Below are 24,974 nucleotides of genomic sequence, written 5' to 3'. Positions count from 1 at the left end.
CTAGCGGCGCGATCGCTGGCGCCTGCGCCAGTTTCGCGCCACCCACCAGCGCCAGTACGCCTGTGTCGCGACATAGCCAAATACGGCCACGCCGATCCCCACGACGAGCGAGCCGAGAAATAGCGGCTGCCAGTGGCTTTCCAGCATCTTGGTTACCCAGGCTAGGCTGAGCTCCATCGGCATGGGCGAGACGGGCGTGTCCATCAACCAGGCCCCCACCTTGTAGTTGCAATAGAAAACAGGCGGCATGGTCAGGGGGTTGGTCAGCCAAACCAGACCAACGGCGATGGGCAGGTTGGCCCTGGCCGGTACGGCGCACAGCGCGGCGACGAGCATTTGCATTGGCATCGGGATCATGGCCCAGAACAAACCGATCGCCATCGCGCGGGCCACCGAGTGTCGGTTGAGATGCAGCAGGTTGGGATCATGTATCAGCGTGCCGAGAAAGCGCAGGGATTTATTGGCCTTAATACGGTCCGGGTGCGGCATGTAGCGTTTGAAAAAACGACGCGGCATGAAGGTTCTCTGGCAGGCTGAGCGGGCGATTATGCCTGAAACGAGAAGCGTCGCTGGGCGCTGATTTTGTAACAGCTGCTACTGTCGACAGGCGACAGGAGGTCGCACGGTGAGCCTGGCGGGCTTACCTTGGAACGGAATCCGGGAGATCAGATGCGTTCAGCATTGCTGTCGCTTGCAGCGGGCCTGCTTTTGCTGCGTTTCCTACCTCAACTACCTCCGCTGTGGGGTGTTGCGTCACTGCTGCTCCTTGGTCTGGCGTTGCTGCGTACTCGCCTGTGGCTGGTGGCGTTTCTTGCGTTAGGTCTGGGCTGGGCGTGTTTGCAGGCGTATCGGTCGTTGGACGATCGTTTACCTCCCGGGCTCGACGGCCGAACGTTCTGGGTCGAGGGCACCGTGGTCGGGCTGCCCAGCACCCAGGGTGCCGTGGTGCGGTTCGAGTTGGAGCAGGTCACCTCCCGACATGCGGGGCTGCCGACGCGTATTCGGCTTGCCTGGTACGGCGGACCGTCGCTGCGATCGGGTGAACGATGGCGTATGGCAGCAACGCTCAAGCGTCCCCGTGGGCTGGTTAATCCGCATGCGTTCGATTACGAAGCCTGGCTGCTATCCCACCGGGTCGGTGCTACCGGGACGGTCAAGGCCGGCGAGTTGCGCGCTTCCCCGCCATATGCCAGCGGTTGGAGGGATTCCCTCAGGCAGCGTTTGCGGCAGGTGCCTGCGCAGGGTCGCTCCGGGGTGATCGCGGCGCTCGTCGTCGGTGATGACAGTGGGTTGTCCCAGACAGATTGGCAGGTGTTACAGGCCACAGGCACCGTCCACCTGATGGTCATCTCTGGCCAGCATGTCGGCATGCTCGCCGGGCTGCTCTACGGTTTCGTTGCCCTCCTGTCGCGGGTCGGGTTCTGGCCGGCTCGCTTGCCATGGCTACCTTGCGCTTGTTTGCTGGCCGGTTTCGGCGCCTTGGCCTACGGCTGGCTTGCCGGTTTCGACGTACCCGTGCAGCGTGCCTGCCTGATGGTGGTGCTGGTGCTGGCGTGGCGCTTGCGCTTTCGTCACCTGGGTGTCTGGTTGCCGCTTTTGATCGCGTTGAATGCGGTCTTGCTATACGACCCGCTGGTTGCCCTGCAGTCTGGGTTCTGGCTCTCCTTTCTGGCGGTGGCCTTCTTGGCGCTGGTGTTCCGCTGGCGCTTGGGCGTGCTGCCCTGGTGGCATACGCTCGGCCGCGCACAGTGGAGCATGTCTCTCGGTTTGCTGCCGATTCTCCTGGCTCTGGGCTTGCCGGTGAGCCTGACCGCTCCCTTGGCGAACCTGCTCGCCGTACCGTTGGTGAGCCTGTTGGTCGTGCCCCTCTCCCTGTTGGGTACGTTGCTGCTGGCGATTCCCTGGATAGGTGAAACGCTCCTTTGGATCGCTGGTGGCCTGATCTCACTGCTGTTCGAAGTGCTCGGGCTACTCGCGGCCTGGCAGCCGGCGTGGCTGGCGCCGGCCATGCCGCTCTGGGCATGGGCGATGGTCATGCTGGGTACGCTGATCGTTCTGCTCCCCGCCGGTGTACCGTCGCGGGCGTTGGGTTGGCTGCTGTTGGCACCGTTGCTTTTCCCGCCTGTTGAAAAGCCGGGCATCGGTGAGGCCGAAGTCTGGGTACTCGACGTAGGGCAGGGGCTCTCCGTGCTGGTTCGTACCGCCGAGCACGCGATGCTCTACGACGCCGGACCCCGCCATGGCGAATTCGACATCGGTGAGCGTGTCGTGCTCCCGTCGTTGCGCGGGTTGGGTGTCACGGGGCTCGACATAATGCTGTTGAGCCACGCCGACAGCGATCATGCCGGAGGGGCAGAAGCTATCCAGCGGGGGCTGGGACCGAGGCGGGTCATCAGCGGCGAACCTGGGCGACTCCCGGCCCCTCTCGGTGCCGAGCCGTGCCGCTCGGGTGAGCAATGGGAGTGGGATGAAGTACGCTTCAGCTTATGGCATTCGAATGCGAGCAAGGGCAATGCAGCGTCCTGCGTGCTGCTCATAGAGGCGAACGGGGAGCGCCTGTTGCTGACCGGTGATATCGATGCCGGCGCCGAACGGGCGCTGGTGGGCAGTACGATGCCGATCCAGGCTCGGTGGCTTTTGGTCGCGCACCATGGCAGCCGCAGCTCATCTTCGGCAGCCTTGCTCGACGCGGTCGGTGCCAGCGAGGCGCTCATTTCTCGCAGCTACCATAATGCGTTTGGCCATCCACATGCCGACGTTGTGGCGCGTCTGGCTCAAGCAGGTGCACGTATCCATGACACGGCGCTATCGGGTGCGTTGCGCTTGTCGCTTGGGCGTTTCGAGCCCGTCTCAACATCCCGCGACGAGCAGCGATTCTGGCGGGAAAAATGAGAACCCGCGCCGTCGGCGGCCTGCCGACCCTATGCTAGAGTGGCGCCACTTTTTAGTGGGGGATTCGTCTCGTGTGGGAGCTGGTCAAAGCAGGTGGCTGGATTATGCTGCCAATCATTCTTTGTTCCATCGCGGCTGCTGGCATCGTTGCCGAGCGCCTCTGGACTTTGCGGCCCAGCCGCGTCACCCCTCCGCATCTGCTCGGCCAGGTGTGGAAGTGGATAAAGGAAAAGAAGCTGAGCAACCAGAAGCTCAAGGAGCTGCGAGCCGATTCGCCCTTGGGTGAGATCCTTGCAGCCGGCCTGGCCAATTCGAAGCATGGCCGCGAAATCATGAAGGAATGCATCGAGGAAGCGGCGGCGCGCGTCATCCACAACCTCGAACGCTATCTGAATGCTCTTGGAACCATCGCCGGCATTGCGCCTCTGCTCGGGCTGTTGGGAACGGTGCTGGGCATGATCGAGATTTTCAGCGCCTTCATGGGCTCGGGGATGGCCAACGCTCCGCTGTTAGCTTCAGGTATCTCCAAAGCGCTGATCACGACGGCAGCAGGGCTGATGGTGGGCATTCCGGCGCTGTTCTTCCATCGCTTCCTCCTACGCCGGGTCGAGGAGTTGGTTGTCGGTATGGAGCAGGAGGCTATCAAGCTGGTCGAAGTCGTGCAGGGCGACCGTGACGTCGATCTGGGCGAGGGCAAAGCGTGAAATTTCGACGCAAGGTGCGGGATAACGTCGATATCGGGCTGGCACCGCTGATCGACGTGGTCTTCATTCTGCTGTTGTTCTTCGTGGTAACCACCACCTTTACTCGCGAAACGCAGTTGAAGGTTGACTTGCCCGAAGCGGCCAGCGGTACCCCACCGGATCAGGCGGAGAAGAAGCAGCTCGAAGTGGTGATCGACGTCGACGGTACGTTCTCGCTCAATGGCAAGGCCCTGATCAAGCACGATCTGGATACCCTGATGGCCGCACTGGCCAAGGAGTCTGCAGGCGACACCAGCTTGCCCATGATCATCAGTGCCGACGGGAAAAGCCCACACCAGGCTGTCATCACTGCCATGGATGCCGCCGGCAAGCTGGGCTTCGCCCATCTGCGTATCACCACCGTCGAGGCGCAGCCGGAGCCCTGATGTCGTTCGCTGATCGTCTCCAGCGCGCCTGGTACCAGGGCCATTCCGCCCTTTCGGTGTTAAGGCCGCTCGAGGCACTGTACCGCCACGTAGCCCGGCGACGCCGACAGCGCTTCCTGGACGGAGCCGCCCCTTCGTACAAGGCGCCAGTTCCGGTCATCGTCGTAGGCAATATCACGGTTGGCGGTACTGGCAAGACGCCGATGATCCTCTGGTTGATCGAGCACTGCCGAAGTCGTGGCTTGAGGGTTGGGGTCGTCAGCCGTGGCTATGGAGCCAAGCCACCTTCGCTGCCCTGGCGAGTGCAAGCCGAACAAACCGCCAGTGAAGCGGGCGATGAACCCTTGCTCATCGTCCAGCGCACGGGCGTTCCGCTGATGATCGATCCTGACCGGGCGAGAGCCGTGCAGTGCCTGTTGGCCGCCGAGCCGCTTGACCTGGTGCTGTCCGATGATGGACTTCAACATTATCAACTTGCCCGAGACCTTGAGCTGGTGTTGATCGACGCCGCGCGCGGGCTGGGTAATGGGCACTGCTTGCCAGCGGGGCCGTTGCGTGAGCCTGTTGAACGCCTCGAGGCGGTCGATGCCGTACTGTTGAACGGGGCGACCAGCGATTGCAAGGAGGGCTACGGCTTTGCCTTGCAGCCCTCGAGTCTGGTCGAACTAGCTTCCTTGCAGGCTTGGCCGCTGGATCATTTCCCGCCGGGGCAATCGCTCCATGCAGTGGCTGGTATCGGCAATCCGGAGCGTTTCTTCGCTACGCTCGAGGCGCTACACTGGCGGCCGATTCCGCATCCGTTCGCCGATCACGCCCGCTATAGCCTCGAGCAGCTGACATTCAGCCCTTCGCTGCCGTTGGTGATGACCGAGAAGGACGCGGTCAAATGCCGGGCATTCGCGCCTTCCGGCTGGTGCTATCTGCAGGTACAGGCCAAGCCTTCCCAAGCCTTTGTTGCCTGGTTTGACGCTCAGTTGGATCGGCTACTGCCCGATCACCCATAAGCCGCTCGCCTGCAACGCAGTCGGCTGCTTTCAAGGACTGCGCATGGACACCAAACTTCTCGATATTCTCGCTTGCCCGCTTTGCAAAGGCCCACTGAAGCTCGCTGATGACAAGTCTGAACTGATCTGCAAGGCCGATGGCCTGGCATTCCCGGTGCGTGAAGGGATTCCAGTGATGCTCGAGGGTGAGGCTCGTACGCTGGATGTCGATGAGCGCTTGGACAAATGAGTGCACCTTTTACTGTCGTCATTCCTGCTCGCTATGCATCGAGCCGCCTGCCAGGCAAGCCGCTGCTGGATATAGCTGGCAAGCCGATGATCCGCCGCGTTTGGGAGCAGGCCTGCCGCAGCGCCGCTGAGCGCGTTGTGATCGCCACTGATGACGAGCGCATTATGGCGGCGTGCAAGGAGTTCGGTGCCGATGCGGTTCTGACCAGCGCCGAGCACAACTCGGGGACCGATCGTTTGGCTGAAGTGGCGCGAGTGCTTGGGCTTGCGAGCGACGCAATCATCGTCAATGTGCAGGGCGACGAGCCGCTGATTCCGCCGGCCGTAATCAACCAGGTCGCAGAGAATCTGGCAGGTCATCCCGAGGCGGCTATTGCAACTCTCGCTGAGCCTATCGAAGACGCCGGTGCGTTGTTCAATCCGAACGTGGTCAAGGTGCTTGCCGACATCAACGGGCTTGCGCTTACTTTCAGTCGCGCGCCGCTGCCCTGGGCTCGTGACGAGTTCGCACAAGACCGTTCCATGCTTGCGGTGAACGTGCCGTATCGACGTCACATCGGTATCTATGCCTACCGTGCCGGATTTCTTCAGGACTTCGTCGGCTGGGGACCTTGCTGGCTGGAGAACACCGAATGCCTCGAACAGTTACGGGCGCTCTGGAATGGGGTCCGCATTCATGTCGACGATGCTGTCGAGGCGCCGCCAGCGGGCGTTGATACCCCCGAGGATCTCGAGCGCCTCCGGCAACTCCTGGGGGCGCAGGGGTGAGGGTACTGTTCGTTTGCATGGGGAACATTTGCCGTTCCCCTACTGCCGAAGCGGTCTTTCGTGCTCGGGTCGATGCGGCAGGTCTCGATGATCGTATCGTTATCGACTCGGCTGGTACGGGCGGCTGGCATGTTGGCAAAGCGCCAGATCCGCGTGCGTGCGAGGCAGCAGCGAGCCGTGGCTATGATCTTCGAAGCCTTCGCGCGAGGCAGGTGACGCGTGACGACTTTCATCGATTCGATTTGATTCTGGTAATGGATCACGACAATCTGGCCCTCTTGCAAGCAATACGTCCAAGCGACGCGACCGCAGAAGTCGATCTGCTACTTAGGCGCTACGGTGTCGATGAAGAAGTAGTCCCGGATCCCTATTACGGCGGGGCAGAGGGTTTTGATCATATGTTGGAATTGGTTGAGCAGGCTGCCGAAGGGCTGCTCGATGAAGCCAGGAGCCGCCTGTGAGCCTGTCGATCGAAACCGACCGTTCCTTGCAGCCCTTCAACACCTTCGGTATCGATGCGTCCGCGGCTCGCTACGCCGAGGCTAGGTCCGATGCGGATGTGCGTGACGCCATCGCTGAGGCGCGCGAACTCAGCCTGCCGTTGCGCGTCATTGGTGGTGGCAGCAACCTTGTCCTGACTGGCGACGTCGATGCGATGGTCCTGCGGATGGCGAGCCGGGGCATACGAATTCTGTCCGATGACGGTGATCAAGTTGTGGTTGAGGCTGAGGCGGGCGAACCCTGGCATCCTTTTGTAGGGCACTGCCTCGCGCTGGGCCTCGGGGGACTTGAGAACCTAAGCCTGATTCCAGGCACAGTCGGCGCGTCGCCGATCCAGAACGTCGGCGCCTACGGCGTGGAAATCAAGGATGTGTTTGCCGGATTGACCGCAATGGACAGGCAAACCTCCGAACTGCGCGATTTCGAACTGAGCGACTGCGAGTTCGATTACCGGGACAGCATTTTCAAGCGCGAACCTGATCGCTACATCATCCTGCGTGTCCGTTTCACGCTTAGACGAACACCAGTGCTCAGGCTGGACTATGGGCCGCTTCGTCTACGTTTGCAGCAGGAGGGCATCGAGACACCAACGCCCTCAGACGTCGGTCGCGCCGTGTGCGCGGTGCGTAGCGCAAAATTGCCCGATCCGGCGGTCCTCGGTAATGCCGGCAGTTTTTTCAAGAATCCGGTGGTCAGCCAGGCAGTTGCGGAAACGCTGCGTGAGCGCTTTCCTGATCTGGTCGCCTATCCGCAGCCGAACCGTCAGCTGAAGCTGGCGGCTGGTTGGCTAATCGAGAGGGCGGGCTGGAAAGGTTTTCGCGATGGCGCGGTCGGCGTTCATGAGCACCAGGCCCTAGTGTTGGTTAACTACGGCGGCGCAGAAGGGATGGAGGTTTTGCAGCTCGCTCGGCGGATACAGGCTGACATCTCCGAGCGTTTTGGCGTGCAACTCGAGATCGAACCGAACGTCCTCTGATGCAGAGCGGCGGTAGATCGCTATCGACATTTTCCATTTCCATGTGTCGCGAAAACAAAAAAGGGATGCCGCGAGGCATCCCTTTTTGCTTGCAAGGGCTTGATCAGTCCTGGTGCTTGCGCACGCTGTCCTGATCATCGGCCTCGGCGGGAGATTCGACCTGCTGGTCGTCGTCACCGGCCGGTGCCTTTGGCTCCTCTGGTGCTTGCTCCGCCGCTTCCCTCGCCGCTGGCGCTTCGATGATCTCGGCTACTCTGCCTTGTTCACTCAGCGTCGGCTCGGCTCCGGGTTCGTCCACCGTCAACGGCTGCTCGATTGCTTGCGCTTGTTGACGTTGTTCTGGCGTGAACGAGGTGGCCGGTGCCTGCTCTGGTGTCCCTGCCGACGGTTCCTGCGCATCGCCAGCTACGATTTCGGGACTCGCCAGCGGCTGTTCGGCGGCCAGCTTGGCTTCAGCGTCCGCTTTTGCCTTCGCTTCGGCAGCTTCTTTGGCAAGCCGCTCCTGCTCCAGGCGACGGCGGCGAACTTCGCGAGGATCGTTCGGTGCGCGGCCCGATGGCGTTGACACGGGCGTGGCCGGTTCAGCAGCGGGTGTCGGTTCGGCTGGCGCGTCACCTGCAGGCTCGCTGGACGCGGGCAGCGCGACAGGCTCGACGGTTACCGCCGGTGCAGGGGCGCGTACTTCCTGCTTGGTTTCGCTGATGTCGGTGGCCGCTGGCGCTTGGATCTCTTCGTCAGCGGATGGCGCTTCAACAGCCTGGGCAGCGGCTGGAGCCGGTTCGCTGGCGACAGGCGTCTGCTCTGGGGCGGGCTCAGCAGGCGTCTCGGTATCCGCAGTGTTCGCCGCCAAGGCCGCAGCGGTGGCGGCGATCGCAACCTGCTCCGACTTCACTGGCGCATGGCTTTCAGTGCCTTCAGCGACATTCGCAGCGGTGGCTTCACCTTCCTCTTCGATCTCGTTGCCGTTGGCATCACGTTGGCGGTCGCGGCGGTTGCTGCGACGGCGCTGACCACGGGAACGGCGACGCGGACGTTCGCTGCCCTCGGCATTGTCCTGATCGTCCTGGCTATTTTCGAGAGACTCTTCGTTCTGCTGCAGCCCGTCATCGGCTAACGCCTGCTCCACGCGAGGCTTGCGCTCTTCGCGTGGCGGGCGCGCCTTGCGCTCGATGGCTTCTTCAGCGACCGGAGCGGGGGTAGCCTGTGGCGCTTCATCCAGCGGGGCGCGGAGCTCGCGCTTACGCTCTTCGCGAGGCTGGCGATCTTCGCGTGGCGTGCGCTCGCGGCGAGCCTGCGGCTGAGGTGCGGTATCCGTGTTATCAGGCTGGGCTTCGCGCGGTTCACGTGGCTTGCGCTCTTCACGCGGTGGGCGTGGCTGGCGCTCTTCGCGTGCTGGGCGCTCTTCACGAGCTTGGCGTTCTTCGCGCGGGGCGCGCTCCTCGCGCGGCTTGCGCTCTTCGTCGCGATTGGCGCGCGAGTCCCGGCGGCGGTTCTGTTGGCGGCCGCTGCGGCGTTCATCATTGCGCTGCGAGCGATTACCGCCGTTGGCGGGCTTCTTCTCGGTTTCTGCCTGGGGCGTTTCCTGCTTGCCTGCGAACAGGCCAATCAGTGACTTGACCAAACCTTTGAACAGGCTGGGTTCTTGCGCGGCCGGAACGGCGACCGAGGCGGTCGGCACAGGTGTCGGAGTCGGGGCGGGCGCGGTACGCTGCGGCGCGGTCTTGACTGCGGCCTCCTGGCGAACAAGCGTGCGGGTGGCGCTGACTGGTTGGGCTTCTTCGGCTTCGCTCGGGCTCATCTCATAGCTGGCCTGGCCAGCGATGATGTCCGGGCTGTCGTCGCGTAGGCGCTGCACCTCGAAGTGCGGGGTTTCCAGATGATCGTCCGGCAGGATGAAGATGCGAGCACGGGTGCGCAGTTCTATCTTGGTAATCGCGTTGCGCTTTTCGTTGAGCAGGAACGCGGCGACCTGGAAGGGCACGCGGGCGCGGACTTCGGCGGTACGGTCTTTGAGGGCTTCTTCTTCGATCAGGCGAAGGATGGCGAGCGAGAGCGATTCGACGTCGCGAATGATGCCCTGGCCGTTGCAGCGTGGGCAGACAATGCCGCTTGTTTCGCCGAGAGATGGCCGCAGGCGTTGGCGGGACATCTCCAGCAGGCCGAAGCGCGAGATGCGACCGACCTGGATGCGTGCACGGTCGGCCTCGAGGGCTTCACGTACCTTTTCCTCGACAGCGCGCTGGTTCTTGGCTGGCGTCATGTCGATAAAGTCGATGACGATCAGGCCGCCAATGTCGCGCAGGCGCAGCTGGCGAGCGATTTCCTCGGCGGCTTCGAGGTTGGTATGCAGTGCCGTTTCTTCGATGTCGCCGCCTTTGGTGGCGCGCGCCGAGTTGATGTCGATAGACACCAGCGCTTCGGTCGGGTCGATTACGATAGAGCCGCCGGACGGAAGCTTCACTTCACGTTGAAAGGCGGTCTCGATCTGGCTTTCGATCTGGAAGCGGTTGAAGAGGGGAACGCTGTCTTCGTACAGCTTGATCTTGCTGGCGTACTGAGGCATGACCTGCTGAATGAAGGATAGTGCTTCATTCTGCGCTTCCACGCTGTCGATCAGCACTTCGCCGATGTCCTGGCGAAGGTAATCGCGAATGGCGCGGATGATGACGTTGGATTCCTGATAGATCAGGAAGGGCGCTGCGCGGTCCTGCGAGGCTTCCTTCACAGCGGCCCAGAGTTGCAGCAGATAATCCAGGTCCCACTGCAGCTCTTCGCTGGACCGGCCAAGGCCGGCTGTCCGTACGATCAGGCCCATGTCTGCCGGAATGTCCAGGCCATTGAGGGCTTCGCGAAGTTCGTTGCGCTCTTCACCCTCGATGCGGCGGGAAATGCCCCCGGCGCGAGGGTTGTTCGGCATCAGGACCAGGTAGCGACCGGCCAGACTGATGAAGGTAGTAAGGGCTGCACCCTTGTTTCCACGTTCTTCCTTCTCGACCTGGACGATAACTTCCTGGCCTTCGCTCAAAACATCCTTGATGTTGACCCGGCCTTCAGGCGCTTTCTTGAAGTATTCGCGGGAAATCTCTTTGAGCGGCAAAAAGCCGTGGCGGTCGGCGCCGAAATCAACGAAAGCGGCTTCGAGGCTCGGCTCGACGCGAGTGATCTTGCCCTTGTAGATATTCGCTTTCTTCTGTTCGCGTGCGCCAGATTCGATATCAAGATCGAACAGACGCTGGCCGTCGACCAGTGCGACACGCAACTCTTCGGGCTGAGTTGCGTTAATTAGCATTCTTTTCATGTTGTACCGTCGGTTTCCAGTGAGGCGGAAACAACGCTCGGCACACACGACTCTCGCGGTCGGTGTCAGGTGAGTCAGGAATGGTTGTGAGGCACTCCAGTGTCCAGCGATGTGAGGCCGACAAGGCCAGCGTCGCGACGACGTCTCCTGCATGCTGCCGAAACAGCTGCAATGGTTCGGGAGGAGGAATCAGCAAACGGTTGCGGACGAAATGATGCGTCTGCGAAAGCCTGTGCTACGCAACCGGTGGCTGTGCATCTCCACCCAACACTCATACTTTGAAAATCGGGTGCCGCTCGCAGAATCCGGGAGCGGGTTGTCGATTTCGCGATTCCCCATCGGGGGCACGCATCATGTCTTCAAGGCTTGTTTCGGTGCTTCACCGCTACTGAAGGGAAGCGCCGTCGGACGGCCTCACGTCCTCGAACATTGCTGGGGCGGGAATGGCGGTTTCGCTTGCATTCCGCAACCAGGCCACTTTTGGCGGCGCTCGGGACTATAACAGCAATGTTTAAGTGCTTCAAATCCATGAAAATTGATATGATCCGGCGATGACCAATATCCCTTCCCAGACCTCCGGCGTACAGATGCTCGAGGTCTCGCCGGAGCTTGCCGGCCAGCGCATCGACAACTTCCTTCGTACTCAGCTGAAGGGCGTGCCGAAGACCTTGATCTACCGCATCCTTCGTAAAGGAGAGGTGCGTGTGAACAAAGGGCGCATCAAGCCCGAATACAAACTACAGGCAGGCGATGTGGTGCGGGTGCCGCCATTGCGGCTGGCCGAGCGCGACGAGGTCGTGCCGCTGGCGCAGGGCCTGCTCGAGCGGCTTGAGGCGGTGATCGTCTACGAAGACAGGGCGCTCATCGTGATCAATAAGCCCGCAGGCATCGCCGTGCACGGTGGGAGCGGTTTGAGCTTCGGGGTGATCGAGGCGTTACGGCAGTTACGGCCGGACTGCAAGGAGCTCGAGCTTGTTCATCGCTTGGATCGCGATACGTCCGGTCTGCTGATGGTGGCGAAGAAGCGCAGCATGCTACGCCACCTGCACGAGCAACTTCGTGGTGACGGCGTCGACAAGCGCTATATGGCGCTGGTGCGGGGCCGCTGGGAGTCGGGCAAGAAACAGGTCAACGCGCCTCTGCTGAAGAACACGTTGCGCTCGGGCGAGCGAATGGTGGAAGTCACCGAAGAAGGCAAAGAAGCTTTGACGTTGTTCAGGGTGCTGCGCCGATTCGGTGATTTCGCGACGCTTGTAGAGGCCAAGCCGGTCACCGGGCGCACGCACCAGATCCGCGTGCACGCCCGTCACGCCGGGCATGGGATCGCCGGGGATAACAAGTATGGCGACGAGGAGTTTTCTCGTCTGATTCGAGAGCTCGGTGGTAAGCGGCTCTTCCTTCACGCTTATGCCTTGAAAGTGCCGCTGCCAGATGGGGCGGAACTGTGTCTCGAAGCGCCTGTCGATGAGCTCTGGGCTAAAACCCTGGAGAAACTGGGTGAGTAAGTACAAGGTACTGATCTTCGACTGGGACGGAACGCTTGCCGATTCGATCGCGCGTATCGTCCAGTCCATTTCCCTGGCAGCCGCAACTTGCGGGCTGCATCCGCTGGATGACGACTCGATCAAGGGCATCATTGGGCTTGGTCTGCCCGAAGCTATTGCCATGCTGTATCCGGACGTAACGGATGTCGCGATGGTTGAGGCGTTTCGTCGTGCTTACGCGGATCATTACCTGGCCCTTGAAACCGAACCGTCTGCGTTGTTTCCAGGTGTGCGGGAGGGGCTCGACCAGTTTCGCGAAAAGGGCTACCTGCTGGCGGTCGCCACCGGAAAAGGACGCCGGGGCCTCGATCGAATTTTGAGTGCGCATGGGTGGGGTGACTATTTCGATGTCACCCGTTGTGCGGATGAGACGGCCAGTAAGCCGGATCCGCTGATGCTGCGAGAAGTTCTCACACATTGCGGCGTGAGGTCGGATCAAGCCTTGATGGTGGGTGATTCGGTCTTTGATATAGAAATGGCGCGGCGTGCCGGTGTCGACAGTGTTGCGGTCTCGTATGGTGCTCAGTCGGCGGCGGTGCTTGGTGCCTGCAAGCCGAACGTAGCCATCGAGTGTTTCTCGGAACTTGGGGAGTGGCTATTGGCTCCTCGCATGGTCAAAGCAGGTGCGCATGTCTGATCAATGGAAAGAGTCCGTGCGGGATGAAAGCGAAGAGCGCAACAGCTGGCGGCTGCTCGAAAAAACGTTGCTCGCCAGTGTGCAGGAGCAGCGGCGAGCCAGGCGCTGGGGGATTTTCTTCAAGTTGCTGACGTTTACCTACTTGTTCGTTGCGTTGGCCTTGTTTTCTCCCTTGCTTCCCTTGGGGGGTGAGAAGCAGGCAGATGGCTCGCATACCGCTGTGATCAACGTCCGCGGCATGATTGCTGATGAGGAACCGGCCAGTGCAGACAATATCGTCGGCGCGTTGCGCGAGGCTTTCGAAGACGAGAGTACGAAAGGCATTGTGCTTCGAATCAACAGCCCCGGCGGAAGTCCGGTGCAGTCCGGTTATATCTTCGACGAGATTCGCCGACTGCGCAGTGAGCATCCGGATATCAAGGTTTATGCCGTTATCACTGATCTAGGTGCGTCAGGCGCCTATTACATAGCCAGCGCTGCGGATGAGATCTATGCGGACAAATCCAGTCTCGTTGGGTCGATAGGTGTCACGGCAGCCACGTTCGGGTTTGTCGGGACGATGGATAAGCTCGGCGTCGAGCGGCGGGTCTATACCTCAGGCGAGCACAAGGCTTTTCTAGACCCGTTCCAGCCGGAAAAGCCAGAAGAAACGGCGTTCTGGAAGGGGGTGCTCGGCACCACTCACCGTCAATTCATTGAAAGCGTCAAGCTCGGGCGTGGCGACCGGTTGCAGGTCGATGGGCATCCCGAGCTTTTTTCAGGCCTGATCTGGTCGGGCGAACAGGCGCTTGAGCTCGGTCTGGTCGACGGTTTGGGTAGCACCAGCTTCGTTGCGCGCGAGGTGATAGGCGAGCCGGAGCTGGTGGACTTCACTGTAAAGGATTCTCCCCTGGATCGTTTTACCAAGAAGCTCGGCGCAAGCGTAGGGGCTCAACTGGCGATGTGGATGGGGCTGCAGCAAGGGCCATCGCTGCGCTGACCTGGTCAGGGGATATCGAGGCCTGCCTTGTGAAGCATGCTGACGAGGCTTATCAGGGGTAGGCCGACCAGGCTGGTCGCGTCAGGACCGTCGGTCGATTGGAAAAGGCTGATGCCGAGCCCCTCAGCCTTGAAGCTGCCGGCGCAATCGAGCGGTTGCTCGGCTTGCAGGTAGCGCTCTATCTGCTTATCGCCCAGGTTGCGAAAATGCACCTTGAAACTTACGCAGTCGAACTGCTCACTGCCGTCGCGGCTGTCCAGCAGAGCAAGGCCGGTCAAAAATTCTACGGTTTTGCCACTGCTCGCCTTTAATTGTTCGGCAGCTCGGTCAAGCGTGTGTGGCTTGCCAAGTATGTGGGTGCCGAGTACTGCTACCTGATCAGAGCCGATGATCAGGTGATCCGTATAGCGGCCGGCGAGCGCGCCGGCCTTCAGTCTGGCGAGGCGGGTCACCAGGTCCGTCGGTTGTTCATCTGGCAGCGCGCGCTCATCAATATCGGGTGCGACACACTCGAAGGGGAGGCGCAGCCGTGACAGCAGTTCGCGTCGATAGGTCGAGCTGGATGCAAGTAGCAATTGACGCATTTTGTTCTTCCTTTATAAGGTTGCCGCTACCTGTCGGGTGGCGCCTTGGTGTGGGATGGAATTCCTTTGACAGTCGAGAGGTGCATCCCTAGAATGCCGCGCTTATGTTGAAAGGACCAATACCTCCGCACGTTGATCCGCGCAAGCTTGCAGACCGTGCAGCTCGCCTTGAGGGTGAGTTGCAGCTGTCGGAGCTAAAGCGGCTAGTCGATCCTCTCGAGGATGATCAAGGTGCGGTGCTCGCCAGTTTCGAGTTCGGGCGTGACGAGCAGCGGACCGTGGTGATCCATAGTCAGCTGGATGTTGCGGTCACAATGATTTGCCAGCGCTGTCTGGAGCCCGTTGTTCTTCCCATTCACAGCGAGTGTGATTACGCCGTGGTGAACGAGGGGGCGAATACCGAGCATTTGCCCAAGGGCTATGACGTGCTGGAAGTGGGGGAAGATCCTTTGGATCTGCTGGCGCTGGTTGAAGAGGAGTTGTTGCTCGCTCTTCCGATTGTTCCACTCCATGACCCAGAAATTTGCCAGCCGCCGACCGGGCCGGAAGTGTCCGAGTCGCGTGAGAACGAGGTATCGCGGTCCAACCCGTTCAGCGTCCTGGCGCAGTTAAAGCGTGACCCAAACGTTTAGGAGTTGTTTCAATGGCTGTTCAGCAGAACAAAAAATCCCGTTCCGCCCGCGATATGCGTCGCTCGCACGATGCGCTCGAGCCGAACGCGCTGTCCGTGGAAAAGAGCACCGGTGAAGTCCACCTGCGTCACCATGTGTCTCCGGAAGGCTTCTACCGCGGCCGCAAAGTGATCGACAAGGGCGCTGACGAGTAACTCTTGTCCGCTCCGATCATTGCGATCGATGCAATGGGTGGGGACTTCGGTCCCCACTGCATTGTTCCGGCCAGCCTCGACTGCCTGGCTGAGTCTCCCTCGCTTCACCTGGCCCTTGTCGGTCATTCCTCCATACTCGAAGAACTTGTGTCTCATCAGCGAGGCGTTGATCGCTCACGTCTGCAGATTGTGCATGCAGAGGAAGTGGTCGGTATGGACGAAAAGCCTGCTCAGGCGCTTCGCGGCAAGCCATGCTCATCGATGCGTTTGGCGCTTGAATTAGTCCGCGACGGCCAAGCGCAGGCATGTGTCAGTGCAGGTAACACTGGTGCGCTTATGGCGTTGGCGCGACTCGTGCTCAAGACGTTACCCGGCATTGATCGACCTGCAATGATGACGGCCCTCCCTACAAGCAAAGGTCCGTGCCTGCTGTTGGATCTCGGTGCGAATGTCGATTGCTCGGCCGAACAGCTTTATCAGTTTGGCGTAATGGGTTCAGTGGCGGCGCAGAGTCTGGGTATTGCCTCGCCTCGCGTCGCCTTGCTCAATGTCGGGATCGAAAACATCAAGGGTAATCAGCAGGTTAAAGGCGCGTCGCTCTTGCTGCAGGGCGTTCGTGACCTAAACTATCAAGGGTTCATCGAGGGCGATGGCCTTTTTCGTGGTGATGCTGACGTCGCGGTTTGCGATGGTTTCGTTGGCAATGTCTTGCTTAAATCCAGTGAGGGGCTGGCGCAGATGGTCGCGATGCGCGCCGAAACGTTGTTTCGCCGATCGTTGAGTTCCCGCGTCATCGGTGCGCTGGCGCTGCCACTGCTGCGGCAATTGCGGGCGGACCTGCAGCCAGCACAATACAATGGTGCGTCTTTTTTAGGGTTGCAGGGCATCGTGGTTAAGAGCCACGGTAGCGCTGGGCGTGAGGGCTTTCGTGCTGCCGTGCGGCGAGCGACCGACGACGTCCGTCAGAACCTGCCGGCACGCCTGCACGATCGTCTCGAGGCGTTGTTGAGGGTGCAGCGGGCTGGCGCCGTACAGGACGATGTGACTGCATCCCGGGGATCGCCATCCAACTGATTCGCCGCGCCGTTCAGGCGTGTTCTTCTGATCACAATCAAAAGAGAGCAGTTCATGTCCGCATCACTTGCATTCGTCTTCCCGGGGCAGGGCTCCCAGTCCCTGGGTATGCTAGCCGAGCAGGGTGCACAGCAGTCGGTTGTGCTCGACACCTTCGCCGAAGCATCTTCGGCGCTGGGCTACGATCTTTGGGCGCTGTGCCAGCAAGGCCCGGAAGAAAGCCTGAACCAGACTGACAAGACGCAGCCGGCGATTCTTGCTGCTTCGGTAGCCCTGTGGCGGCTCTGGCTCGCAGCGCAGGGAGCGAAGCCGGCGTTTGTCGCGGGCCATAGCCTGGGTGAGTATTCGGCGCTGGTCGCGTCTGGTTGCTTGTCGTTCGCCGATGCGGTGAAGCTGGTCGAGTTGCGTGGTCAGCTCATGCAGCAGGCGGTTCCCGCCGGTAGTGGCGCGATGGCTGCGATTCTGGGGCTGGACGATGCTGAGGTTATTGCAGCCTGCAGCGAAGCAGCGCAGGGCGAGGTCATCAGTGCGGTTAATTTCAATGCGCCTGGGCAAGTCGTTATCGCCGGCACTGCGGGTGCGGTGGCACGAGCCGTCGAGGTGTGCAAGGCCAAGGGCGCCAAGCGCGCCATGCCGCTGCCGGTCAGCGTGCCGTCTCATTGTGATTTGATGCGCCCTGCCGCGGAACGCTTCGCTGACGCTGTTAAATCGATTGCCTGGCAAGCGCCGGTGATTCCGTTGGTGCAGAACGTCAGTGCTGCGATCGTCACTGAGCTCGATACGCTGCAGGCGGATCTGCTGGCGCAGTTGTATAGCCCGGTGCGCTGGGTGGAAACGGTCGTGGTGCTCAACAACCACGGCGTGACCGAATTGGTCGAGTGCGGCCCGGGCAAAGTGCTCTCCGGCCTGAACAAGCGTTGTGTCAAAGGCATCAATACCTACAATCTCGATACCCCCGAGGCCTTTGCGGCGGCTCGTGACGCTCTGGTCTGAATCAAGGAGAACTAATATGAATCTTCAAGGCAAGGTTGCGCTGGTAACGGGCGCAAGCCGTGGCATCGGGCAGGCAATCGCGCTCGAGCTCGGGCGCCAGGGTGCCATCGTCATCGGAACGGCTACATCATCGGCTGGGGCGGAGCGGATTGCCGAGACCCTTAAGGAAAATGGTGTCGAGGGTGCCGGCCTGGTGCTTGATGTGAGCAACGACGAATCAGTCGCAAGCACGCTGGAACACATTCAGCAACATCTCGGGCAGCCAGCGATTCTGGTGAATAACGCTGGGATCACACGCGACAACCTGATGTTGCGTATGAAGGATGACGAGTGGTACGACGTCATCGATACCAATCTGAGCAGCCTGTATCGGCTGACCAAAGGCGTCCTGCGCGGCATGACGAAAGCGCGCTGGGGGCGGATCATCAATATCGGGTCGGTAGTGGGTGCCATGGGCAATGCGGGGCAGGTAAACTACGCCGCGGCCAAAGCCGGTCTCGAAGGTTTCAGTCGCGCATTGGCGCGTGAGGTCGGGTCGCGTGGCATCACGGTCAACGCCGTGGCGCCCGGGTTCATCGATACCGACATGACGCGCGAGCTGCCCGAGGCGCAGCGTGACGCGTTGCTTGGCCAGATACCCCTGGGGCGTCTGGGGCAGGCCGAGGAAATTGCCAAGGTCGTCGCTTTCCTGGCGTCTGACGGTGCTGCCTATGTCACCGGGGCTACGGTTCCGGTCAATGGCGGGATGTACATGAGCTGATGTGACGCCTGGCGCATCGAAGTAGTCAAACGGCAGTTTTGTTCAGTTATAAAACGGCGGCTGGTTTATAGACAGAAGGTTGAAAGCGGCATCATGCTTGCCTGCTTTCAGCTTGAAATGCGGAAAACGCTTTCTATACACTACCGCGCAGACCAGCTGCCTGGATTTTTCCATAGGAGTGAAAACAAGGTATGAGCACCATCGAAGAACGCGTCAAGAAAATCGTTGCCGAGCAACTTGGCGTTAAAGAAGAGGAAGTTACCAACAGCGCTTCCTTTGTCGAAGACCTGGGTGCCGATTCCCTTGACACCGTTGAGCTGGTGATGGCTCTGGAAGAGGAATTCGAGACCGAGATTCCGGACGAGCAAGCCGAGAAGATCACCACTGTTCAGGAAGCTATCGATTACATCAACGCGCACGCGCAGTAAGTTGTAATCCCGCTTCGAAACAGTAAAGCCGCACTGCCTTTGACAGGTAGTGCGGCTTTTGTTTGAGAATGAACACAATGCGGCGGGCCGGTTGCTCCGGCTGATGTCTGCGATGACTCACTTTTGGCGCTTTGCGTCGTCAGCTTCGGTGTGGGTCCAACCTAAGGGTAAGGAGAATTTCTGTGTCGCGTAGACGCGTCGTAATTACCGGGATGGGGATGGTCTCGCCGCTGGGTAACGATGTGCCAAGCAGCTGGCAGGGAATTCTCGCCGGCCGCAGCGGCATCGGCCTGATCGAGCACATGGATCTTTCCGCCTATTCAACGCGCTTTGGCGGGGCGGTCAAACACTTCGATGTCGAGCAATACTTGCCGGCAAAAGAAGCCCGCAAGCTCGATCTGTTCATTCAGTACGGGCTTGCAGCTAGCTTTCAGGCCGTCCGCGATTCCGGCCTGCAGATCACCGACGCCAATCGCGAGCGGATCGGTGTCGCCATGGGCTCGGGGATTGGCGGCCTGACCAATATCGAAAATAGCTGCAAGGCGCTTATCGAACAGGGTCCGCGGCGCATTTCGCCGTTTTTCGTGCCAGGCTCCATCATCAATATGGTGTCGGGTTTCCTGTCGATCCATCTCGGATTGCAAGGCCCCAACTACGCCATCGCAACGGCATGCACCACGGGTTCTCACTGCATTGGCATGGCTGCGCGCAATATCGCCTATGGCGAGGCCGACGTCATGGTTGCGGGCGGTTCGGAAATGGCCGCTTGTGGACTTGGCATCGGCGGCTTCGCAGCTGCCCGTGCGCTGTCTACCCGTAATGACGATCCGGCCGCGGCGAGTCGTCCATGGGACAAGGGGCGTGACGGCTTCGTGCTCTCTGACGGCGCTGGGGCAATCGTTCTGGAAGAGCTCGAGCATGCCAAGGCTCGAGGTGCGCATATCTATGCCGAGCTGATTGGTTTCGGTATGAGTGCCGATGCGTTCCATATGACGTCACCACCGGATGACGGTGCAGGCGCCGCACGTTGTATCCGCAATGCGCTGCAGGACGCCCGGATCGATCCGCAGCGCATCGATTATATCAATGCCCACGGCACCTCGACGCCGGCGGGTGACAAGGCCGAGGCAGCGGCAATCAAGAGCGTGTTCGGCGAGCATGCATACGAGCTTTCGGTCAGTTCGACCAAGTCGATGGTGGGCCACCTGTTGGGTGCTGCCGGGGCCGTTGAAGCGATTTTCACCGTGCTCGCCATTCGCGACCAGGTTGCGCCGCCGACGATCAACCTCGACGAGCCTGACGAGGGTTGTGATCTCGATTTCGTCCCACACGAGGCCAAGCCTCGCAAGATTGACGTGGCGGTGTCGAACTCGTTCGGCTTTGGCGGCACTAACGGCTCTCTGGTGTTCCGCCGGTTCACCGAGTGATTCTGAGCTGGGTAAACGGGCAGCCCAGTGCTGGAGTGCCCGTCCAGGACCGCGGTCTTGCCTACGGCGATGGCTTATTCGAAACCATACGGGTCCTGGGCAAGCAGCCGCGTCTGTTCGAGCGGCATCTGGCTCGGCTTGCGGCTGGATGCGAGCGCCTTGGTATCACAATCGATAGGTCGGTTCTGGCCCGAGAGGTGTTAGCGTTTTCCTCTCAACTGGAAAGCGGCGTCGTTAAAGTGATAGTGACTCGAGGTGACGGGCAGCGAGGCTATGCGCCGCCCAGTCTCGATGCGAGCGCCAGGCGCATCCTGCTAGGGGCGCCAGCGCCGGCCTACCCGGCTGAGCATGCCTGCTCGGGAATTCGGCTTCATGCGTGCGCAGTTCGGCTTGCAGAGCAGCCAGCGCTTGCAGGACTGAAACACCTCAATCGGCTTGAGCAGGTGATGGCGCGTGCTGAGTGGTCTGACGCCTCGTTCGCCGAGGGCTTGATGCGGGACACAAGCGGGCGAGTGATCGAAGGTGTATTCAGCAACCTCTTTTTAGTCGAGCCGAGCGGCTTGATCACGCCGGCGTTACATCGCTGCGGCGTAGAGGGTGTGATGCGCGCCGAGTTGATCGAGCGCGCGCGGCGGGACGGTATCGCTGTACGAATCGAAGACGTCACGTTCAGCCGGTTACTGGCTGCAGAGGAAGTGTTCTTCTGCAACAGCCTGTATGGGATATGGCCCGTGGTCGCACTGGAAGGGCATCGCTGGCCCCTAGGGCCGCTCACACGTAAACTTCAGGCCCTGATTTCCGACCTGTCGAGTGATGCGTGATCCGCAAATTGAATTTAGCGCTTCTGGCGGTCCTCCTGTTATGCGCTCTGAGCGCAGGCCTAGTCGCGTGGAAGCTACACGCATCTCTTGAGCAGCCGCTGCGGATCGAACAGGAAAGACTGCTCGATGTACGTCCGGGTGATACGCCCAGTGGCCTGCTACAGCGCCTCGAGCGAGAAGATGCCTTGGATGGCGCATTCTGGTTGCGTCTTTATTGGCGCTTGAAACTGTCCGGGCAGACGTTGCACAGCGGCGAGTACCGCCTGCAACCGGGCATGCCTGTCGCGGATATGATTGGCTTGTGGCAGCGAGGGGAGGTGGTCCAGCACAGCCTGACCATCGTTGAAGGCTGGAACTTCCGCCAGTTGCGCACGGCTCTTGGCAGTTTGGACACGGTCAAACAGACCATTGCCAGCTTGTCGGACCAGCAGGTAATGGAAAAGCTTGGGCATGCGGACCAGCATCCAGAGGGTCGATTCTTCCCCGACACCTACAGCTTCACGCGCGGCGTCACTGACCTCGAGCTATTGCAGCGCGCCCATGCGCGGCTTGAGTCGGTGCTGGCCGAGGAGTGGCAGCAGCGCAGTGAAGGCTTGCCCTACACCGCCCCCTACGAGGCACTGATCATGGCCTCGATCATCGAGAAGGAAACCGGCGTGCCGGCCGAGCGTGGCGAGATCGCGGGCGTCTTCGTCCGCCGCCTGGCGCAAGGCATGTTGCTGCAGACTGATCCCACTGTGATCTATGGCATGGGCGAGCAGTACCGCGGACGTATCACTCGCAACGACTTGCGCAGGCCGACACCCTATAACACCTATACCAACGCCGGACTGCCGCCGACGCCGATTGCCATGGTCGGGCGCGAGGCGATCCATGCCGCGCTTCATCCGGCGGATGGCACTAGCCTGTATTTCGTCGCACGCGGAGATGGTAGCCATGTCTTCAGCGATTCGCTGGAGGCCCATAACCGCGCCGTTCGCGAGTACCAGCTCAAGCGGCGTGCGGACTATCGCTCCAGTCCACCGCCCCGGCAAAACGCGCCGGCACCCGCCGAGACTCAACAGTGACAGGACTTTTCATCACCCTGGAAGGCCCCGAGGGGGCAGGCAAGAGCACCAATCGGGACTTCCTTGCCGAGCAACTGCGCGCGCGTGGGATCGACGTCGTGCTGACCCGCGAGCCAGGGGGAACACCGTTGGCCGAGCGTATTCGTGAACTGCTGTTGACGCCTACGCGCGAAGTCATGAACAGCGATACCGAATTGCTGCTGGTTTTCGCGGCACGCGCACAGCATCTTGCCGAAGTCATCCAACCGGCACTGGCTCGAGGCGCCGTGGTGATCTGCGATCGCTTTACCGATGCCACCTATGCGTACCAGGGCGGCGGGCGCGGCCTGTCTGTCGAGCGGATTGCCCTGCTCGAGACTTTCGTTCAGGGCGAGCTGCGCCCGGACCTGACCCTGATATTCGACTTGCCTGTGGAAGTCGGTCTCAGTCGCGCGGCAGCGCGTGGGCGGCTGGACAGGTTCGAACAGGAGGCAACGACCTTCTTCGATGCGGTCCGTCAGGCCTACCTCGCTCGCGCCGAGGGCTGCCCGCAGCGATACAGGATCATCGATGCGGCGCAACCGCTGGGCACCGTTCAGGCTGATCTCCAAGCCTTGCTACCCGAGCTCGTGGAGCGCGCCCTTGGCTGACGGCATTCTTCCGTGGCAAAAAGCGCTCTGGCAACGCTTGGCCGGGCGCGCCCAGCATGCTCACGCTTACCTGTTGCACGGGCCGGCCGGGATCGGCAAGCGTGCATTGGCTGAACATTTCATGCGATTCCTGCTGTGTCAGCAGCCGTCCCCAGTAGGCGCATGCGGTCGCTGCAAGGCTTGCCTGCTTCTTGCGGCGGGCACCCATCCGGATCACTGCGTCATAGAGCCTGAAGAGGCGGACAAGGCGATACGGGTCGACCAGGTGCGGCAGTTGGTGGGTTTCGTAACCCAGACTGCCCAACTCGGCGGACGCAAGGTGGTTTTGCTCGAGCCCACCGAATCGATGAACCTGAACGCGTCCAATGCCCTCCTCAAGAGCTTGGAGGAGCCTGCCGGCGACACTGTCCTGCTGCTGATCAGCCATCAGCCCAGTCGCCTGTTGCCGACTGTCAAGAGTCGCTGCGTCCAGCAGGCTTGCCCGCTTCCAGGGCGTGAAGCGAGCATTGCCTGGCTGGGCGAGCATCTCCCGACGTTAACTTCCGAGCAGCGCGAGGAGTTGCTTGCGCTTGCGGCGAATTCACCTTTGGCTGCCGTCAACTTGCATAGCCAAGGTGTGCTTGATATGCGCGCTCAGGTCGTAGACGGGGTAAAGAGGCTGCTCAAGCAGCAACAATCCCCCAGCCAGCTGGCCGAGTCGTGGAACCCGGTGCCCCTGATCCTGCTGTTCGACTGGTTCTGCGAATGGGCTCATCTTGTGCTGCGGTATCAGATGGCCGGTGATGAAGCTGGGCTCGGTTTGGCCGATATGCAGAAGGTCGTGCAATACCTGGCTCAGAAGAGCCCATCAGCGCGCGTGCTCTCCCTGCAAGACTGGTTGTTGGCGCATCGGCAGAAAATCCTCGGCAAGGCCAACCTCAACCGTGTCTTGCTTCTCGAAGCGTTGTTGGTGCAGTGGGCAAATCTGCCTGGGCCCAGCTAGAATCCACCGGAAACGATGTTAGGAATACCGCATGAGCCTGCCTGCAAATCTCGGTCCGCGTAATGGCATTCTGTCGCTGACGATCAAGGACAAGTCGGTGCTCTACGCGGCTTTCATGCCGTTCATCAAGCATGGCGGCTTGTTCATCCCGACGAACAAGAGCTACAAGCTCGGTGACGAAGTGTTCATGCTGCTCAGCCTGATGGATGAGCCTGAAAAGATTCCGGTTGCTGGAAAAGTGGTTTGGATCACACCGAAAGGCGCCCAGGGCAACCGTGCAGCCGGTGTAGGCGTGCAGTTCAACGAGGGCGACTCCACAGCACGCAACAAGATCGAGACCTATCTGGCCGGTGCCATGAAGTCGGACCGCCCGACCCACACGATGTAACAGCTTTCTCTTCGCCCCAAACCGTTACCTGTTCTGATTTTCCGCGACACTGCGAGCCCGGTCATGATTGGTCTACAATCGCCGGTTTCGCATCTGGACACGATTTCATGCTGGTCGACTCTCACTGCCACCTTGATCGTCTCGATCTGGCCGCGCACGGCGGTTCGCTCGATGCAGCGCTGGCGGCTGCGCGAGCGAGGGGCGTCGGGCATTTTCTATGTATTGGCGTCAGCGCTGACAACGCAGCGGCCGTGAAGGCCCTGGCGCGGCGCTATGACGATGTCGACTGTTCTGTTGGTGTGCACCCGCTCGATCTCCAGCCTGGTACCGAGCCAGCGCTCGATTGGTTGCTGGCAGAGCTGGACGATCCAAAAGTGGTCGCAATCGGCGAGACCGGGCTGGACTACCACTACGAGCCTGAAGCCGCCACGCTCCAGCAAGACTCCTTCCGGCTGCATCTGCAGGCGGCGGCTGTGTGTGGAAAGCCTGTGATCGTGCATACCCGCGCGGCGCGTGCCGATACGCTGGCATTGCTGCGCGAAGCCGCGTTGCCTCAGGCGGGCGTACTGCATTGTTTCACCGAAGACTGGGACATGGCCGCGGCCGCGCTCGACCTAGGTTTTTATATTTCACTTTCGGGGATCGTTACCTTCCGCAATGCCGAGGCCTTGCGTGACGTAGCGCGCCGGGTACCTGCCGATCGCCTGTTGGTTGAAACCGACTCACCCTACCTGGCCCCTGTGCCGCACCGGGGCAAGCCTAACCTGCCGCAATATGTTCGGGAGGTGGCGCAGTACCTGGCCGAATTGCGTGGCGTCTCGTTCGAACGGCTCGCCGAGCAGACGACCGAAAACTTCACACGCCTGTTTCCCCTCGCGCGGGTCAGGTTCTGAAACGCTGCTGCGCGATGCCACAGGCGGGCCCGTGACTGGGCGTGTACAATTCGCGCCGCTTAGCGCCATGGTGCCGGCCCAGTGCCATTCGCTCATGATTAGCGCCTGTTTTCTTTCCACCCGTTAGCGCGCTGCGATTTTCACCG

At 60.8% G+C, this 24,974-nt stretch carries 27 protein-coding genes; 24 read left to right on the top strand and 3 right to left on the bottom strand.

Going from position 1 to position 24,974, the window contains the following annotated elements; all coding sequences use genetic code 11:
- Positions 1–516: a DUF2062 domain-containing protein gene (locus KXR72_RS04795; protein WP_437419938.1), complete on the bottom strand. Its 516-nt coding sequence runs from the start codon at positions 514–516 to the stop codon at positions 1–3.
- Positions 517–669: 153 nt separating this feature from the next.
- On the opposite strand from KXR72_RS04795, the gene KXR72_RS04790 reads away from it, so the two are divergent.
- The 8 genes from KXR72_RS04790 to murB all read left to right on the top strand — a co-directional run bounded on the left by KXR72_RS04790 (position 670) and on the right by murB (position 7,498).
- Positions 670–2,892, top strand: a complete 2,223-nt coding sequence (locus tag KXR72_RS04790) for a DNA internalization-related competence protein ComEC/Rec2 (protein ID WP_437419937.1) — start codon at positions 670–672, stop codon at positions 2,890–2,892.
- A gap of 71 nt (positions 2,893–2,963) precedes the next feature.
- A complete protein-coding gene (locus KXR72_RS04785) occupies positions 2,964–3,596 on the top strand; it encodes a MotA/TolQ/ExbB proton channel family protein (RefSeq protein WP_437419936.1) in 633 nt (210 codons plus the stop codon).
- Positions 3,593–4,021, top strand: a complete 429-nt coding sequence (locus tag KXR72_RS04780; RefSeq protein ID WP_437419935.1) for an ExbD/TolR family protein — start codon at positions 3,593–3,595, stop codon at positions 4,019–4,021. Before KXR72_RS04785 ends, KXR72_RS04780 begins: the two co-directional genes overlap by 4 nt.
- Complete coding sequence (gene lpxK, locus KXR72_RS04775; RefSeq protein WP_437419934.1) at positions 4,021–5,025, top strand: tetraacyldisaccharide 4'-kinase; 1,005 nt, start codon at positions 4,021–4,023, stop codon at positions 5,023–5,025. Before KXR72_RS04780 ends, lpxK begins: the two co-directional genes overlap by 1 nt.
- 43 nt (positions 5,026–5,068) lie before the next feature.
- The gene (locus tag KXR72_RS04770; protein WP_437419933.1) at positions 5,069–5,254 is read left to right on the top strand and encodes a Trm112 family protein; all 186 of its coding nucleotides are present in this window, start codon (positions 5,069–5,071) and stop codon (positions 5,252–5,254) included.
- Positions 5,251–6,021 carry a 3-deoxy-manno-octulosonate cytidylyltransferase gene (gene kdsB / locus KXR72_RS04765; protein WP_437419932.1) on the top strand — a complete coding sequence of 257 codons (771 nt, stop codon included), beginning with the start codon at positions 5,251–5,253 and terminating at the stop codon, positions 6,019–6,021. The genes KXR72_RS04770 and kdsB overlap by 4 nt, the downstream gene beginning before the upstream one ends.
- On the top strand, positions 6,018–6,482 hold the full coding sequence (locus KXR72_RS04760) for a low molecular weight protein-tyrosine-phosphatase (protein ID WP_437419931.1): 465 nt from the start codon (positions 6,018–6,020) through the stop codon (positions 6,480–6,482). The genes kdsB and KXR72_RS04760 overlap by 4 nt, the downstream gene beginning before the upstream one ends.
- A complete protein-coding gene (gene murB, locus KXR72_RS04755) occupies positions 6,479–7,498 on the top strand; it encodes a UDP-N-acetylmuramate dehydrogenase (RefSeq protein ID WP_437419930.1) in 1,020 nt (339 codons plus the stop codon). Before KXR72_RS04760 ends, murB begins: the two co-directional genes overlap by 4 nt.
- Before the next feature lie 103 nt (positions 7,499–7,601).
- Here murB and rne read toward each other — a convergent pair whose 3' ends face one another.
- Positions 7,602–10,796, bottom strand: coding sequence for a ribonuclease E (gene rne / locus KXR72_RS04750; protein ID WP_437419929.1), 3,195 nt, complete (start codon positions 10,794–10,796; stop codon positions 7,602–7,604).
- A 551-nt stretch (positions 10,797–11,347) separates the two neighbouring features.
- Here rne and rluC point away from each other — a divergent pair.
- Genes rluC through KXR72_RS04735 form a run of 3 tightly spaced genes read left to right on the top strand, consistent with a single transcriptional unit; the run spans position 11,348 to position 13,956 of the window.
- On the top strand, positions 11,348–12,301 hold the full coding sequence (gene rluC, locus KXR72_RS04745; RefSeq protein WP_437419928.1) for a 23S rRNA pseudouridine(955/2504/2580) synthase RluC: 954 nt from the start codon (positions 11,348–11,350) through the stop codon (positions 12,299–12,301).
- Positions 12,294–12,977: an HAD-IA family hydrolase gene (locus KXR72_RS04740; protein WP_437419927.1), complete on the top strand. Its 684-nt coding sequence runs from the start codon at positions 12,294–12,296 to the stop codon at positions 12,975–12,977. The genes rluC and KXR72_RS04740 overlap by 8 nt, the downstream gene beginning before the upstream one ends.
- On the top strand, positions 12,970–13,956 hold the full coding sequence (locus KXR72_RS04735; RefSeq protein WP_437420377.1) for a S49 family peptidase: 987 nt from the start codon (positions 12,970–12,972) through the stop codon (positions 13,954–13,956). The genes KXR72_RS04740 and KXR72_RS04735 overlap by 8 nt, the downstream gene beginning before the upstream one ends.
- Positions 13,957–13,961: 5 nt before the next feature.
- Here KXR72_RS04735 and KXR72_RS04730 read toward each other — a convergent pair whose 3' ends face one another.
- Positions 13,962–14,540, bottom strand: coding sequence for a Maf family protein (locus tag KXR72_RS04730; protein WP_437419926.1), 579 nt, complete (start codon positions 14,538–14,540; stop codon positions 13,962–13,964).
- A 104-nt stretch (positions 14,541–14,644) separates the two neighbouring features.
- Here KXR72_RS04730 and KXR72_RS04725 point away from each other — a divergent pair, with 104 nt between their 5' ends.
- From KXR72_RS04725 to KXR72_RS04665, 13 genes are all read left to right on the top strand, one after another.
- Positions 14,645–15,172, top strand: coding sequence for a YceD family protein (locus KXR72_RS04725; protein WP_437419925.1), 528 nt, complete (start codon positions 14,645–14,647; stop codon positions 15,170–15,172).
- An 11-nt stretch (positions 15,173–15,183) separates the two neighbouring features.
- Positions 15,184–15,366 (top strand): 50S ribosomal protein L32, encoded by a 183-nt coding sequence (gene rpmF, locus KXR72_RS04720; protein ID WP_019342480.1) that lies wholly within the window; start codon positions 15,184–15,186, stop codon positions 15,364–15,366.
- Positions 15,367–15,369: 3 nt separating this feature from the next.
- Complete coding sequence (gene plsX, locus KXR72_RS04715) at positions 15,370–16,440, top strand: phosphate acyltransferase PlsX (RefSeq protein WP_437419924.1); 1,071 nt, start codon at positions 15,370–15,372, stop codon at positions 16,438–16,440.
- A gap of 54 nt (positions 16,441–16,494) precedes the next feature.
- On the top strand, positions 16,495–17,433 hold the full coding sequence (gene fabD / locus KXR72_RS04710; protein ID WP_437419923.1) for an ACP S-malonyltransferase: 939 nt from the start codon (positions 16,495–16,497) through the stop codon (positions 17,431–17,433).
- Positions 17,434–17,449: 16 nt separating this feature from the next.
- A complete protein-coding gene (gene fabG / locus KXR72_RS04705; protein ID WP_437419922.1) occupies positions 17,450–18,193 on the top strand; it encodes a 3-oxoacyl-ACP reductase FabG in 744 nt (247 codons plus the stop codon).
- A 191-nt stretch (positions 18,194–18,384) separates the two neighbouring features.
- Positions 18,385–18,621 (top strand): acyl carrier protein, encoded by a 237-nt coding sequence (acpP, locus tag KXR72_RS04700; RefSeq protein WP_003283670.1) that lies wholly within the window; start codon positions 18,385–18,387, stop codon positions 18,619–18,621.
- A gap of 182 nt (positions 18,622–18,803) precedes the next feature.
- The gene (gene fabF / locus KXR72_RS04695; RefSeq protein WP_437419921.1) at positions 18,804–20,048 is read left to right on the top strand and encodes a beta-ketoacyl-ACP synthase II; all 1,245 of its coding nucleotides are present in this window, start codon (positions 18,804–18,806) and stop codon (positions 20,046–20,048) included.
- Entirely contained in the window at positions 20,048–20,869 is an 822-nt protein-coding gene (gene pabC / locus KXR72_RS04690) for an aminodeoxychorismate lyase (RefSeq protein ID WP_437420376.1), read from the top strand. Before fabF ends, pabC begins: the two co-directional genes overlap by 1 nt.
- A complete protein-coding gene (gene mltG / locus KXR72_RS04685) occupies positions 20,866–21,936 on the top strand; it encodes an endolytic transglycosylase MltG (protein ID WP_437419920.1) in 1,071 nt (356 codons plus the stop codon). Before pabC ends, mltG begins: the two co-directional genes overlap by 4 nt.
- Positions 21,933–22,565: a dTMP kinase gene (gene tmk, locus KXR72_RS04680; protein ID WP_437419919.1), complete on the top strand. Its 633-nt coding sequence runs from the start codon at positions 21,933–21,935 to the stop codon at positions 22,563–22,565. The genes mltG and tmk overlap by 4 nt, the downstream gene beginning before the upstream one ends.
- Entirely contained in the window at positions 22,558–23,547 is a 990-nt protein-coding gene (locus KXR72_RS04675; RefSeq protein WP_437419918.1) for a DNA polymerase III subunit delta', read from the top strand. Before tmk ends, KXR72_RS04675 begins: the two co-directional genes overlap by 8 nt.
- 31 nt (positions 23,548–23,578) lie before the next feature.
- The gene (locus tag KXR72_RS04670; RefSeq protein ID WP_019342489.1) at positions 23,579–23,935 is read left to right on the top strand and encodes a PilZ domain-containing protein; all 357 of its coding nucleotides are present in this window, start codon (positions 23,579–23,581) and stop codon (positions 23,933–23,935) included.
- A 107-nt stretch (positions 23,936–24,042) separates the two neighbouring features.
- Positions 24,043–24,828 carry a TatD family hydrolase gene (locus tag KXR72_RS04665; protein ID WP_437419917.1) on the top strand — a complete coding sequence of 262 codons (786 nt, stop codon included), beginning with the start codon at positions 24,043–24,045 and terminating at the stop codon, positions 24,826–24,828.
- The last annotated feature ends 146 nt before the right edge of the window (positions 24,829–24,974 follow it).

It is taken from the genome of Stutzerimonas chloritidismutans (assembly GCF_051486945.1).
GTDB classification, from domain to species: domain Bacteria; phylum Pseudomonadota; class Gammaproteobacteria; order Pseudomonadales; family Pseudomonadaceae; genus Stutzerimonas; species Stutzerimonas chloritidismutans_B.
The sequence above is the reverse complement of the archived record's forward strand: the minus strand, read 5'-3'. Positions and strand labels throughout refer to the sequence as shown.

Bases quoted from the DNA above. Each gene is read 5' to 3' on its own strand.
- KXR72_RS04770 (WP_437419933.1), top strand. From the start codon at position 5,069: ATGGACACCAAACTTCTCGATATTCTCGCTTGCCCGCTTTGCAAAGGC.
- KXR72_RS04665 (WP_437419917.1), top strand. From the start codon at position 24,043: ATGCTGGTCGACTCTCACTGCCACCTTGATCGTCTCGATCTGGCCGCG.
- KXR72_RS04725 (WP_437419925.1), top strand. From the start codon at position 14,645: ATGTTGAAAGGACCAATACCTCCGCACGTTGATCCGCGCAAGCTTGCA.
- KXR72_RS04670 (WP_019342489.1), top strand. From the start codon at position 23,579: ATGAGCCTGCCTGCAAATCTCGGTCCGCGTAATGGCATTCTGTCGCTG.
- rpmF (WP_019342480.1), top strand. From the start codon at position 15,184: ATGGCTGTTCAGCAGAACAAAAAATCCCGTTCCGCCCGCGATATGCGT.
- KXR72_RS04795 (WP_437419938.1), bottom strand. From the start codon at position 516: ATGCCGCGTCGTTTTTTCAAACGCTACATGCCGCACCCGGACCGTATT.
- rne (WP_437419929.1), bottom strand. From the start codon at position 10,796: ATGAAAAGAATGCTAATTAACGCAACTCAGCCCGAAGAGTTGCGTGTC.
- fabG (WP_437419922.1), top strand. From the start codon at position 17,450: ATGAATCTTCAAGGCAAGGTTGCGCTGGTAACGGGCGCAAGCCGTGGC.
- lpxK (WP_437419934.1), top strand. From the start codon at position 4,021: ATGTCGTTCGCTGATCGTCTCCAGCGCGCCTGGTACCAGGGCCATTCC.
- rluC (WP_437419928.1), top strand. From the start codon at position 11,348: ATGACCAATATCCCTTCCCAGACCTCCGGCGTACAGATGCTCGAGGTC.
- KXR72_RS04735 (WP_437420377.1), top strand. From the start codon at position 12,970: ATGTCTGATCAATGGAAAGAGTCCGTGCGGGATGAAAGCGAAGAGCGC.
- fabD (WP_437419923.1), top strand. From the start codon at position 16,495: ATGTCCGCATCACTTGCATTCGTCTTCCCGGGGCAGGGCTCCCAGTCC.
- acpP (WP_003283670.1), top strand. From the start codon at position 18,385: ATGAGCACCATCGAAGAACGCGTCAAGAAAATCGTTGCCGAGCAACTT.
- KXR72_RS04730 (WP_437419926.1), bottom strand. From the start codon at position 14,540: ATGCGTCAATTGCTACTTGCATCCAGCTCGACCTATCGACGCGAACTG.
- kdsB (WP_437419932.1), top strand. From the start codon at position 5,251: ATGAGTGCACCTTTTACTGTCGTCATTCCTGCTCGCTATGCATCGAGC.
- KXR72_RS04790 (WP_437419937.1), top strand. From the start codon at position 670: ATGCGTTCAGCATTGCTGTCGCTTGCAGCGGGCCTGCTTTTGCTGCGT.